The organism is Sphingomonas sp. FW306-1B-B10E (assembly GCF_058782005.1).
Map to the genome: position 1 here is coordinate 88,395 of NZ_JBYSXG010000003.1, position 12,428 is coordinate 100,822.

At 64.0% G+C, this 12,428-nt stretch carries 12 protein-coding genes; 6 read left to right on the forward strand and 6 right to left on the reverse strand.

Annotated features, from left to right (window positions below; genetic code table 11):
• Positions 1 to 87: 87 nt before the first annotated feature.
• Entirely contained in the window at positions 88 to 681 is a 594-nt protein-coding gene (locus tag AC3WJI_RS02270; protein WP_492755611.1) for a malonic semialdehyde reductase, read from the reverse strand.
• Positions 682 to 748: 67 nt separating this feature from the next.
• Entirely contained in the window at positions 749 to 1,369 is a 621-nt protein-coding gene (locus tag AC3WJI_RS02275; protein WP_492755612.1) for an NADPH-dependent F420 reductase, read from the reverse strand.
• Positions 1,370 to 1,539: 170 nt separating this feature from the next.
• Here AC3WJI_RS02275 and AC3WJI_RS02280 point away from each other — a divergent pair, with 170 nt between their 5' ends.
• Positions 1,540 to 2,478 (forward strand): LysR family transcriptional regulator, encoded by a 939-nt coding sequence (locus tag AC3WJI_RS02280; RefSeq protein WP_492755613.1) that lies wholly within the window; start codon positions 1,540 to 1,542, stop codon positions 2,476 to 2,478.
• Positions 2,479 to 2,494: 16 nt separating this feature from the next.
• On the opposite strand, the gene AC3WJI_RS02285 is transcribed toward AC3WJI_RS02280, so the two are convergent.
• From AC3WJI_RS02285 to AC3WJI_RS02295, 3 genes are all read right to left on the reverse strand, one after another.
• The gene (locus AC3WJI_RS02285) at positions 2,495 to 2,995 is read right to left on the reverse strand and encodes a YybH family protein (RefSeq protein WP_492755614.1); all 501 of its coding nucleotides are present in this window, start codon (positions 2,993 to 2,995) and stop codon (positions 2,495 to 2,497) included.
• A 58-nt stretch (positions 2,996 to 3,053) separates the two neighbouring features.
• Entirely contained in the window at positions 3,054 to 3,863 is an 810-nt protein-coding gene (locus AC3WJI_RS02290) for a winged helix-turn-helix domain-containing protein (protein ID WP_492755615.1), read from the reverse strand.
• Positions 3,864 to 3,957: 94 nt separating this feature from the next.
• Positions 3,958 to 4,815, reverse strand: coding sequence for a LysR substrate-binding domain-containing protein (locus tag AC3WJI_RS02295; protein ID WP_492755616.1), 858 nt, complete (start codon positions 4,813 to 4,815; stop codon positions 3,958 to 3,960).
• Between the two features lie 103 nt (positions 4,816 to 4,918).
• Between AC3WJI_RS02295 and AC3WJI_RS02300 the strand changes: the two genes are divergently transcribed.
• The 4 genes from AC3WJI_RS02300 (at position 4,919) to AC3WJI_RS02315 (ending at position 11,028) form a co-directional block, all read left to right on the forward strand.
• Positions 4,919 to 5,335 carry an ester cyclase gene (locus tag AC3WJI_RS02300; RefSeq protein WP_492755617.1) on the forward strand — a complete coding sequence of 139 codons (417 nt, stop codon included), beginning with the start codon at positions 4,919 to 4,921 and terminating at the stop codon, positions 5,333 to 5,335.
• A gap of 17 nt (positions 5,336 to 5,352) precedes the next feature.
• Positions 5,353 to 6,549 (forward strand): aminotransferase class V-fold PLP-dependent enzyme, encoded by a 1,197-nt coding sequence (locus AC3WJI_RS02305; RefSeq protein WP_492755669.1) that lies wholly within the window; start codon positions 5,353 to 5,355, stop codon positions 6,547 to 6,549.
• 41 nt (positions 6,550 to 6,590) lie between these two features.
• Positions 6,591 to 7,802 carry an MFS transporter gene (locus AC3WJI_RS02310; RefSeq protein ID WP_492755618.1) on the forward strand — a complete coding sequence of 404 codons (1,212 nt, stop codon included), beginning with the start codon at positions 6,591 to 6,593 and terminating at the stop codon, positions 7,800 to 7,802.
• A gap of 148 nt (positions 7,803 to 7,950) precedes the next feature.
• A complete protein-coding gene (locus AC3WJI_RS02315; RefSeq protein ID WP_492755619.1) occupies positions 7,951 to 11,028 on the forward strand; it encodes a S41 family peptidase in 3,078 nt (1,025 codons plus the stop codon).
• A gap of 168 nt (positions 11,029 to 11,196) precedes the next feature.
• Here the strand turns inward: AC3WJI_RS02315 and AC3WJI_RS02320 are convergent, their stop codons facing one another.
• Complete coding sequence (locus AC3WJI_RS02320) at positions 11,197 to 11,532, reverse strand: winged helix-turn-helix transcriptional regulator (protein ID WP_492755620.1); 336 nt, start codon at positions 11,530 to 11,532, stop codon at positions 11,197 to 11,199.
• Between AC3WJI_RS02320 and AC3WJI_RS02325 the strand changes: the two genes are divergently transcribed.
• Positions 11,521 to 12,333, forward strand: a complete 813-nt coding sequence (locus AC3WJI_RS02325) for an SDR family NAD(P)-dependent oxidoreductase (RefSeq protein WP_492755621.1) — start codon at positions 11,521 to 11,523, stop codon at positions 12,331 to 12,333. The genes AC3WJI_RS02320 and AC3WJI_RS02325 overlap by 12 nt on opposite strands.
• Positions 12,334 to 12,428: the final 95 nt, after the last annotated feature.

Sequence of the window (12,428 nt, forward strand, 5' to 3'; positions counted from 1 at the left end):
AGCCGACCGGAAGCTTTTGGCCGGACGCGATCGAGATCTCTGGTCGTGAGGCCCCCTGTAGGTGGGGTACCTCCGCCGACGTAAACTTCAAGCGAAATGCCCTGCCTCCTCAAAGCTCAGCCGAGGCATCCTCGGGAACAGTGATGCCTCGTCACCGTGGCCGAGACTGCAAATGAAGTTCGAGCGAATGCTGGTGCCTGCGAAGAACGCCTCATCGACCTTGGCATTGTCAAATCCCGACATCGGTCCGCAGTCCAGGCCGAGAGCTCGCGCCGCGATGATCAGATAACCTCCTTGCAGCGTGCCGTTCCTAGCCGCAGTCGCTTCCGCGACAGCCGTCGGGGCGAGCGCAGCGCGGATTGCATCAGTGTTGTGCGGCATTAGCTTGGGCAGGTTGTCGGCGAACGCCAGATCGTTCCCAATGATGACTGTTACCGGCGCCGCCAGAATCTTGGCTCTATTCTTCTCCATAGCGAGTGCCGCGAGCCGCTCTTTGCCTTCCTCGGTACGTACCCACACGAAGCGAGCAGGACAGCTGTTCGCCGAGGTCGGGCCCCACTTCAGTAGATCGTACAGTTCGCGGAGGGTCGATTCCTCCACAGCGTCATCGGTCCACCCATAATAGGTGCGAGCGGATCGGAAGATTTGGTCCAGCGATGGCTCTGGTAGAGCAACCTTCATGTGTATATCCTCCGTGCGGCGAGCCTAGTCGAGCCAGCCGATGTCGACGAACGAATTGGCGTCAGCTTCATCCGAACTTTACGAGATCTTGGAAGATGAGGTGAGCCCAGCTGCTGCCCTTTGCCTGCACAAGGGTGCCGCCCTCCGTCAGTTTGCCGAGATAAAGCGGCGAGTAGCCCAGAGTTTCGACAAGCGATCCTACGTCGGCAGCGGCATCTTCCGAATCGCTGGCAAGGAAGATCACCCTTTGCCCTCCATTGACGGCCGGGTCCTGTGCCAGCGTCGACGCCGGCAGGTGGTTAAAGGCCTTGACCACATTCGCGCCGTGGAATGACGCCGCTACGACGGAGGACGATGGCCGGTCGCCTAGAACAGAAGGGTTCACACCATAGGCGTTCGTAACGTCGATGATGGTCTTGCCGGTCCAGTCAGATCGCTGACTAGCCACTTCGCCGTGCGCCTGAAAGGGCACGGCGAGAAGTATCACGTCTGCTTCCAGCGCCTCGGCAAGGGCGCTCGGCTGCACAGCCGGCCCGATAGCGTGAGCGATCGAGGAAAGTTCCTCCGGCGCTCGGGTTGCCGCCACCGCAACCTCGATTCCCGCGCGGTCGAACGCCTTTGCTAAGGCTTGACCGATCCTGCCGAACCCAACGATCGCATAGCTCACCTGACCAACTCCATCATGCAAAGTGCGGCGGCGAAAAGCTCGAGGTTTTCGGCGCCCGCCTGAGATAACGACGTGGGCGATAATCGATCAGTCATGAACTCGGCACAGGGGCGGTGCAGATTTGCACCGGTGCCTGTTGTAGCGTAGGCTACTTATTGAACCCGCTTAGATGACCGGAATGTGGTGCATCAATGAACACATTTGATTGGGATGACGTGCGGTACTTTCTTGCCGTCGCCCGCAGCGGATCGCTCCGAGCAGCGTCGGAACGGCTACACGTCACTCATACGACGGTCCTGCGACGTATAGCCCAGCTTGAAAGTCGCCTTGGCGCGAGATTGTTCGAGAAGCTGCCATCGGGTTATCGGCTCACGGACATAGGCGAGGAAGTCCAAGGACTGGCGGAGCAGATCGAGTCGTCAACAAGGCAGCTGGAGACGCGCGTTTTCGGGCGAGACCAAGGCGCCGGCGGCTTGCTGCGCGTTGCGATGGCTCCGACTCTCGCTACCCATCTGCTCATGCCGGATCTCGCGAATTTCGGACGTGCCTACCCGGAAATCGAGATCGAGATATTATCGTCCGAAGCTACCGTGAACCTCACAAACAGGGAGGCTGACGTCGCTCTTCGTGTCGTTCGAGATCGAAATGCGCTCCCGCCGAACCTGCATGGTCTACAAGGGCCGGTGGTGAATAGCGCCGTCTACATGGCACAGGGCGTGTACGAGGACTGGCTTGCGGATCGCAACCGTCCCGTTCGATGGGTCATCAAGGGTAGCGCATCCACCCCGGAATGGGCCCGGGTGAGTGATGTAGTTGAAGCGCCGACCCCCTTCCGGGCGCCCGAAGCCGGCGCACACTTTTCAGCCATCTACCAGGGGGTCGGGCTTGGTGTCCTGCCCTGTTTCGTAGGCGACTCTAGCGATGGGCTCGTCAGAGTGCCGGGCTCCCGAGCCGGTTCTCACGGGACGCTCTGGTTGCTGACGCATGGCGAGACGCGTCGGACCAAACGGGTACGCCTGTTCCTAGACTTCATCAGCAGTCGCCTGGGGGATTACGCTTCGCGGCTCGCGGGCGAAGATCAGGAACAGGGATCCGTGGCAAGTCCACGCCTGGCTGTCGCCGTGCAGTAGGCGTGGCTAGCTTCGGTTAGATGGCTGGCGGAGTGGATGAGAACACGATGGATACGATGCGCCATCCGTCATTACCCTTGATGAGCTGCCAGCTCTCGGCTCCGCGGTTCTGCACCTTCCCGTCGATCAGGAACGTGAACTTGAATGTCACGGTAGCAACATCGCCGTCACTCGTGATCCGTAGGTCGGTATGACGCGGGTCGAGGCTCGACTTCGAGGTCGCGACCAGCTTGGCAAACGCCTCCAGGGACCCTGGCCGGATCTTCGATGCTGCCGGTGATTTCGCTCGCGCCCGGGCGAGCCCCTCATCCGAGAGGACGCTGAACCACGCACTGCCCGTCGGGACGAAGAGCGCGGTCAGTCGGGCAGCATCGTGCGAGACCACTGCCTCGTGATAGGCAGCGATTAGATGGTCGACGTCGGCCGTGTCCTCCCTGATCGACGCCGTGGCTGGTTGAGCCGCCAGAAAGAGCGATGCGACGATCGCCGACCGGGCTGTCCAAGAACGAATGGGCATGTGTAACTCCTCGAGCAGAAGGGAGGAGCGGGATGCGGTCTGCTGGCTCGGACACCAATTAAAGAAACGGTAAAGAGGTTCTTCGCGAAGGGCTCTCCCGCTCAAGCGGGGCCTTCAGCCGGGCGAGCTGTTTCGTCGTGTTGCGGGCGAGCGCCTCTATCGGTCCTGCCGCAAAGCCTGACCAGATTGCCTTGTCGGTATCGGCATCGACCGCTGTGATCGCCACCTCCGGCGCACCGTTCCAAAGGATCAGGCGCGATCGGATCGCTATGCGCCGGCGGCCGGTAGCGGGACCTGTGGGCTTGCCGGGCGTGACCTGGGAGCCGATCCGAATGGCGCCGTCGACGACCACGGGAGTCAGGGCGCGCGAGACGGCGTCTAGATCGCGACGACCAGTGTCGTTCACGACGGGCTCGGCGAAAATTTCGATCGCTGTCGTTGCGCCATGGATCATGAAGGCGGCAAGAGCCATGGCAACCAGTCCGGCCGCCGCTGCGCCGACCACAATCGGGCGGCGCCGCAGGCGGGCGGAGGCGGTGTCGCCGACGGCTTCCGCCTGGGGCGGGATAGCCAGCCGGTAGCCCCGCTTGTTGACGGTCAGGATATGTTCGGGCGCACTCGGGTCGTCCTCTATCGCGCGCCTCAAGTCGCTGATCACCACAGCGACGCTATTGGGACTGACGGATCGACCGCCCCAGACGCTTGCAATCAAATCCTGTTTGCTGACGACGTCGCCACGCCGGCAGCAAAGGAGCTCGAGCGTGCGGGCAGCGCGCTCTTCCAGCCGGCGCTCGTCGTCCCCGGCCCGCAGGAGCGGGCTCGAGGGGTCGAAATGCCAACGTCCAATTGTGAATTGTTGAGCCGTCACCGCCAAGATAGTGCGGTGTGGCTCGTCTGCGCGCAAGCCGGCTCGGTGCGGAGCCATCGCTCGTTCCTCTCGATCCCGCTTGAGCGCTACCCGGCTACATCATGGCCAGCTCGCGGCGCACTTCGTCCGCGAGCATCTGTGTGGCCGCCGATGCCGGGAACCTCGAAGGCAGCCCGAGCTGGATGGCGAACTCGGGGAGCCTCGGCAGCTCATCTTCGTTGAGCGCCTCCAATCCCTCGGGCACCATCGACTCCAGCCAAACGCCAACAGCGAGGTCTGCGCGGACTGCGGCCAGCGTTGCCTCGGTTCCCTCGCCGTCAAGGACCGGATTGGATGGTCGCCCGGCATCGTTGAGCGCCTTCCTGATGACCGCGCGAAAGGCGCACCCCGGCGCGGTAAGGGACACCGGCATCGGCGTTCGCCGAAACGCATTCCCGCCAGGAGCGCCGATCCAGACAAGTCTTTCTCTGCGAAGTAGCTCATGCCCAGGCACCGGGTCGAGTTGCTCGCTTAGCACGAGGTCGATCTGGCCTGTTTCGAGGGCGCTCATCAGCTCTGGAGATGGGGAGGAGAGCACGGACAGCTCGACGTCGGGGAAGGTCGACGAGAACCGCTTCAGAGCCGGCTGGACGACGGTGCCGATCAGGTCGTCAGGCGCGCCAAGGCGGACCCGGCCAGTCACCTCTCGACCTGTCATTTCGATCCACAATGCGTCGTTCATCGCCACCATCGCCCTTGCTCTTTCGAGCAGTCTCGCGCCGGCAGGGGTTGTCCTCGACCCATTATGATCGCGGATGAGCAATTGGGCCTGGAGGAGTCGCTCGAGCCGAAGCAGCTGCTGGCTAACCGCGCTTTGCGTGAGACTGAGCGCGGCGGCGGCGGCCGTCAGGCTCCCGTGGTCGATAGTGCAGACGAACGCGCGCAGCAGCGCGACATCGATGTTCCTGATCATAGGGGCATTATGAGTGCTTATGACCGGCCGTACAAACCTTCGTTTGCGTAGCAGCGGTGATCCGGAGACTCTTGCGGAAAGTCGCGCGCCTAAGAGGTCAGAGATGGGCCAGGTCGAACAAGGTGAGTCACTCGCACGGGAGTTCTTCCGGCGTGTCTGGGCGCCGCCTCACGACTTGGCAGCGATCGACGAGCTCATGACACCCGATTACCGCATCACCACGGCAGGGTCGGTGGTCGAGGGAAGGGACGCGTTCAAGGCGTGGGTCGTGGCCATGCAGACCTTGATTACGGACGCGACCAACGAGCATCTCGAGATCATCACCAATGCATCGGGGGACCGCGTAGTGTCGCGTTGGATCACACGCGGCCGCAACAACGGCATGTTCAGCCTTCCCGCGGACCAGCGCCCAATCGCGTTCACGGGCCTCGCCATCTGGCGCGTCGAAGGAGATCGGCTGGCGGAATGCTGGGTCGAGCGGAGCGCGTTCGAACTCTACACGCAGCTTAGTGCCGGATGACCGGTGCCTTGACGCAAATGGGCACCGGGCGGCGTGCCGGCACGGCGCACCCGGAAGGCCGAGCGAGGTCGCAGCGAGTTTACCTGAACAATGCGGGGGCTTCGCTGATGTCGGCGACAACGATCGGCGCGATCCAGTCTCACCTGCAGCGCGAGATGGCGGAAGGCTCGTACCGGGCAGATCAACTTGCGGAGCCCGTGCTTCGGCGCGGCTACACGCTGGCGGCCGAGCTGCTCGGCTGCTCGGCTGAGGAGGTCGCCTTTACCGAGAGCAGCTCTCGCGGATGGCAGGCCATTCTCAGCGCGATGGCGTTCAAGCGCGGTGACGTGATCCTGACCAGCGAAACCGAGTGGGGCGGCAACTATGCGGCCCTTCTGCTCGCTGCGGAGCGGTCTGGCGCAGCGGTTGAAGTGGTTCCCAGTCGGCGCGACGGCACTGTCGACCTCGACGCGCTTGCCGCTGCGATCGACGGCGGTGATGTGCGCCTCATCGCTCTGACCTGGGTGCCGTCGGGCTCCGGCATCGTCAACCCGGTCGCTGCCGTCGGCTCCCTCGCGCGTGCGGCCGGAGTGCCGTTCCTGCTCGATGCCGCCCAGGCTGTCGGCCAGTTACCGACCGACGTGAAGGCGATCGGGTGCGACGCGCTGTCGGCACCCGGTCGCAAGTGGCTGCGTGGCCCGCGTGGCACCGGGCTCCTCTACGTCAGGGCAGCGTTCGCCGACGCGCTGGTGCCCGCAACATCTGATTATCGATCATTGACTCAGACGCCTTCTGGGCGAAGCTGGCGAGAAGGTGCCCGTAGGTTCGAGACGGCGGAGCGATCCGCTGCTCTGCGGCTCGGGTTTATCAATGCGATCGAGCAGCAACTCGCCTTTGGCATCGAGCACGTCCACAAGAGAATTTGCGACCTGGCCGGGTACGCTCTCTCGCATCTGGCGCGCCTGCCGGGGCTGAGGCTGCTCGAGCCCGGCGACCCGCAGTCCGGCATCATCACCCTTGTGGCCGATGGCATCCCGGCGTCGGAGCTGAGCGACAAGCTGGCTCGGCATGGGATCGACGTGACAGCGATCGGCCGAGCCTTTGTGCCGATTGCCTTTGCCCGGGCTGGCTTGAACGACGTGCTCCGCGTATCGCCGCATGCGTATAACACCCGCGATGACATCGACCGCCTGGTTGACGTCCTCGACCGCGAGCTGGCCACGGGCCTCGCCTGATGGCTTCAAAACAGCAGCATCACTTAAGCGCTCCTGGCGACATGCCCGGGACCGATCATAGCCGTAATTTTGTCGCGCTCGTCTTAGCGACCGGGCTCGCCAACCTGGCCGACGGGATCATCCGCATCGGGCTGCCACTACTCGCCGCCAAGATGACCAGTGACCCGATCGCGATCGGTGCACTGGTTGCGTGTTTCAGCGCACCATGGCTTGTCACCTCGTTCCATGTCGGAGTCCTCGTCGACAGGCTCGATCGACGCATGCTGCTGGCAGGCGCGCACATCGCGCGCCTTGCTTCGGCCGTCGTGCTGTTGGTGGTTTTCGCCGCTGGCATGAGGAACCTGGTTATCCTCTACCCGGCGGCCGTGGTGCTCGGTGTCGCCGAAGTCGTCGCGATGACCGGCGAAACGGCGATCGTACCAATGGCGGTCTCGCCAGCCCGGCTTCCGCGAGCGAACGCCTGGATCACGGCGATCGAGACTCTCGGCAGCGAGAGCATAGGTCCGGCGCTGGGCGGGCTGCTCTTCGCCATTGGCGTAGGCACGATGCTGCTGGTCGCAACAGCCGGTTTTCTGATCGCGTCCGGGGCAACGATCGCGCTGCGCGGCCACTACCGCGTGCGAAGCGTGGCGGCGGAACAGAGCATGACAACGGAGGGCGCTGCAGGCCTGCGGTTTCTCCTTGGCCGGCAGGACCTCGTCTACATGACGCTGCTCGTCGGCGCGGTCGCGGCGTGCTGGAGCGCGTGGCGGACGCTGATCGTCCTGTTCGCGGTAGCACCCGGGCCGATGCACCTCTCATCGGAGAAATACGGTGTGCTTGTGGCCATGCTTGGGGCCGGAGGGTTCGTGGGCGCGGTATTGGCCGTGCCACTCACGCGCCTGCTCGGCCGACGCCGGGCTATGTTCACCAATGTCCTTGGAACTACAGCCATGCTTGGTGTGCCCGCGGTGACAAGCGACCCGGTGACCGTCGGGGCAGCGATTTTTCTGGCCGGCTGCGGCTCGTCGCTGTGGAGTGTCAACTCTCGAAGGATCGTGCAGGAGACCGTACCCACCGGGATGGTCGGCCGCTTCTACTCGATCTACCGGATGATCAGCTGGAGCTGCCTGCCGGCTGGGGCGCTGGTCTCCGGTGTCGCCGCGCAGGCGGCCGGGCTGCAGACGGCCTTCTTGGTCATGGCGCTGCTGTCCGCCCTGCAGATCCTGCTGTTCGCCCTCAAGTTCCGCCCCGGGAGCCCAGTCCGCTCCTGACAGCGCGATCCCCTGCTCTTGTTCCTTCCCTCTCGATCACCCTGAAGGTCTCGCTATGCCTCGTCTCCGCGCCATCGGCGCTCTTTTTGCGCTCGTGACGTCCATGTGTGCCGCTATTGCATCGGAAGCATCGCCGCCGGCCGTGCTGATGCGCTTTCCCAATGCCGGCACCGACCGGATCGCGTTCGTTGCCTATGGCAACCTGTGGACCGTTCCGCTGAACGGAGGCACGGCCAGCCCCCTCACGAGCGATCCGGGGCAAGTCCTCGGTCCGCATTTCTCGCCGGACGGGCGCTCGATCGCCTTCACCTGGCGACGCGAGGGCGGGTCAGACGTTTACGTGATTCCGGCGGCTGGCGGCATACCGAAGCGCCTGACGCACGGCCCCACCCTCGACACCTATGACAATGTCGTCAACGGCTGGACGCCCGATGGCAAGAACATCCTCTTCGTGTCGGTTCGGACAGCAGCGCTCTACCATCAGTACGAGACCTTCTCTGTGCCGGTTACGGGCGGCCTGGCGACATCGCTGCGGCTCGGCCATTCAGGCACCTCCAGCCTGTCTCCAGATGGCCGGAAGCTCGCGTTTGACCGGAGCTTCCGCAATTTCGGCGGCGACCGTTGGAAGGGGTACCGGGGCGGCCAGGCCCCTGACATTTGGACATTGGATCTCTCAAGCCGCGCGCTTGAACGGGTCACCACTTGGGCCGGTATCGATACGGTGCCGATGTGGGTGGGACGGCAGATTTTCTTTCTGTCGGACCGCGGTCAGGAACGGCGGGCGAACATCTGGGCGGTCGACCTCGATACACGCGCCGCGCGGCAGCTGACGCGCTTCACCGACCTGGACATCGACATGCCGTCCGTCGGGCCGGGCGGCATCACCTTCCAGCAGGGCGGCAGCCTGTACCATCTCGATCCGGCGCACGGCGTGTTGCGGAAGGTGCGGGTCCAGGTCCCAGATGGTGGCCGCATGACGAGACGCGAGGTTCCGCTCGCGCGCTTCGCAAGCAGATCGGATTTTGCAACGGCCGGAGGATCGGCCGCAATTCTTGCTGCTCGCGGCGATCTCATCCGGGCCGATCGTCGGGGCGAGGTGCGCAATCTGACCAACACGCTGGCGGTCGTGGAGGGCCGACCGTCCATTTCGCCCGATAACCGGACCCTGGCGTTTATCACAGATCGGGGAGGCAATCAGCAGGTCGCCGTCATGCCGGTCGGAGGCGGTCCGGCGCGCAGCCTGACGCGCTTCACGTCGGGCTATCTCTACACCCCGCGCTGGTCTGCCAACGGTGCTAAGCTCGTGGTCGCCGACGCGCAGCATGGGCTCTGGCTGGTCGACGTCGCCCAAGGCGGAGCCCAGCACGTCGACACCGATCCGTTCGCCGAAATCCGTGACGCTCGCCTGTCGGCCGACGGCAAATGGCTCGCCTACAGCAAGCTCCGGGCAAACCAGTTGCGCGCTATCCATCTATATGACGTCGCGGCAGAGCGGGACCACGTCATCAGCGCTGCGCTGGAGGATGATCACGACCCGGTGTTCTCGGCCGATGGCCGGCGGCTCTACTTCGTGTCGCGCCGCCACGAACGCCCCTTTGTGTCGGACCGGGACCGCGATGGAACCGTCGCCTCGCTGAAATCGGATGGGCTGTATTCAGTGGCCCTCCCCAACCCGTCCCCAGTGGGGCAGCGCGGCAGCCCTGTGGAGAGTCTGTCGAGCCTCACGGCGAACGCCGTCGAGGTGAGTGCCGGATCTTCGGGCGGCTTTGCGGATCTCGAGGTGGCTGGCCAGGCACTGTTCTACCGCGCGACAGCAGCCAGCGGTCTATCGGGCGACCTGCCCGGCGAAGCGACGACCCTGCGCAGACTGGACCTGAAGACCGCAGGCGATCGGGTGGTGTCGGACGATATCGACGGTTTCGCGCTATCCCCCGACGGAGCAACAGCGCTCGTCCGGCGGCGAGGCGGATGGGAGGTGGTTCAGCTAAATAGCAACGCGCCGGCCGAACGGCTGGACCTCTCGAAAGCCACGGTCACCGTCGACCCTCGGGCGGAAGCGCGTGTCATGTTCGAGCAGGCGTGGCGCCTCTATCGGGACTTGTTTTGGGATCCGAAGATGAACGGCGTCGACTGGCGCGCCATTCGCCAGGCCTATGCCAGGCTGGTGCCGCTGGTAGGATCGCACGAGGACCTCATCTACCTGCTCGGTGAGATGCAAGGCGAGCTGTCGACGAGCCACGTGTTCATCGGCGGCGGAGATCGCGGCGACCCGCGTCCCGGCGTCGATACGGCGCTGCTGGGCGTTGACTTCGTTCCGGACGCAGAGAGCGGCCGCTTTGCACTTGCCCGCATCTATCGCGGTGATCCCAGCCGGGCGCGCTTTCGCGCTCCGCTCGGAGACCCGTCACTCGATGTCCGGGAAGGCGACCTGCTGCTCGCGATCGACGGCCAGCAGCTGAGGGTGGGCGACGATCCCTTCGCGCTCCTCCTGGGCAAGAGCGGCAAAATTGCCCTGACGGTGGCACGCGGGCACGGCGGCTCACCTCGCACGGTCGAAGTCGACGCCGTCGAGGATGAAAGCGAGATCAGGAAGCTCGACTGGATCGAGCGCAATCGTGCGTCCGTCGACCGCCTCTCTGCCGGCAAAGTCGGGTATATGTACCTGTCGGACTTCAACGGTGCCGGCGCGGAGGACCTGCTCCGCCAGTTCTACGCTCAGACGGACAAGCAAGGGCTCGTGCTCGATCTTCGCGGCAACACGGGTGGCTTCACCAGCCAGTGGGTGCTCGACCTGCTACGCCGCCCGCTTGCCGGTGGATTCGTCAACAGGAACGGCGCCTCGACCACCCTCCCAGGAGCAGTTTCCCCGCGCGCGCTCGTCGTGATCACCGACGAGTTTTCGATGTCGGACGGCGATCAATTCCCTTACTTCTTCCAAAAGTGGCGTATGGGCCCGGTTGTCGGACGGCGCACCTGGGGCGGCGTCCGGGGAGTCAAGGCGCCGTGGTCTCTTGTCGACGGCACCTTTGTGACGGTTCCGAAGGACGCGCTACGCGACGCTGAGGGCCGCCTGATCATCGAGAACGAGGGCAGCAGCCCCGATGTCGACGCCGATTTGACCCCTCATGATCTCGAGTCCGGAAAGGACCCGCAACTCCAAGCTGCGATCCGTGCAGTGCTGGGCGGGAGCGGCGGTATCACCGGACAACCAGCCCCTAAGAGGTAGCGACGCTACGGCGTGGTCGGCTAGAGCTAATGGTGCGAAGGCCGGCTCGCCGACCTGTTGAGGCTCGCCCGGCTACGGATGGCCTTCGGAGAACCTCCGTGCTTCGACGAGCAAAGGCATCAACTTACGGCCCTCGGGTGACAACCGGTACTCTACCCGAAGCGGCTTCTAGCGGAAGTCGATCCGCTCAATGAGGCTGTCGGCCTCCAACTCCCGTAAATGCTGGGTCAGCATCTTCTGTGACATGCCCGGAATATCGCGCAAGAACTGAGATGACCTCCGTGCAGGGTCAGCGAAGAGTCGGAACAGAATGGCAAGCTTCCAGCGACCCTGAACCATCCGGATGACGCGGACGACATGTTCGGCAGCACCGTCCGGGCCAAGGCAAGCCTCTCTTCGGTCGGCGCTCGCAGGAACTTTATTGTGCGTACTTGTCTCGTCCACCGCATTGCTCGACGTCTGCCACTCGACTGTAAAGGTGGGTTTGGCGTGATGGATCTGCAACTCGGCGGGAAGACGGCGCTGGTGACCGCAAGCAGCAAAGGCATCGGCGAAGCCATCGCCTCCGCGCTGGCACGCGAAGGCGCAACAATTGCCGTGCACGGCCGAAATCGTGCGCAGACGGACGCGGCTGTTGGCGCCATTCGCGCCAAGGGAGGCCGGGCCTTCGCCGTCCTGGGCGACCTAACCGATGACGATGCTGTGGAGCGGCTGGCGAGCGATGCAGAAGACCATCTTGGTACCATAGACATTCTGGTCAATAACGCTGGCGGATCGGGCCCCAAGACAGACTGGCAGACCGCAAGCGCGGCGGACTGGCTAGCGACGTTCGATCGCAACGTCCTCGCCGCGGTGCGGATGAGTGCGCGCTTGCTCCCCGCGATGAGGGCAACAGGCTGGGGACGAGTCATCAACATCTCAAGCGGCGCTGCTACGATGCCTCCTGTCACCGGCGCGGACTATTCCGCCGCGAAGGCAGCAATAAACGCGATAACTTCGTCGATGGCGAAGGCGGTTGCCGTCAACGGGGTGACCGTGAACACCGTATCGCCTGGGACGATCAGAAGCGCCAAGCTTGAACAAGGCTTCCGTGCAGCGGCCACTGCTCGCGGCATCGCTGCTGAAGATGCGCCATGGCAAGACATCGAGCGTGGCGTGCTGACACTGTTTGCAGCCCTGCCGCTCGGACGTGTCGGCGGGCTTGAGGAGCTTGCGGATGCCGTCGCCTTTTTGGCTAGTCCACGAGCTGGTTACATTACGGGTACGAACCTGCACGTCGATGGTGGCTTCTCTTCGCTGCCGTAGACGGCGCTTACCATCAGGGTTCTGGCTTTCTGCAAATCTCCTCAACTTCGACTCGAAATCGGCGGCGCTTCGTAATCTAGCTAGGATCGAACGTA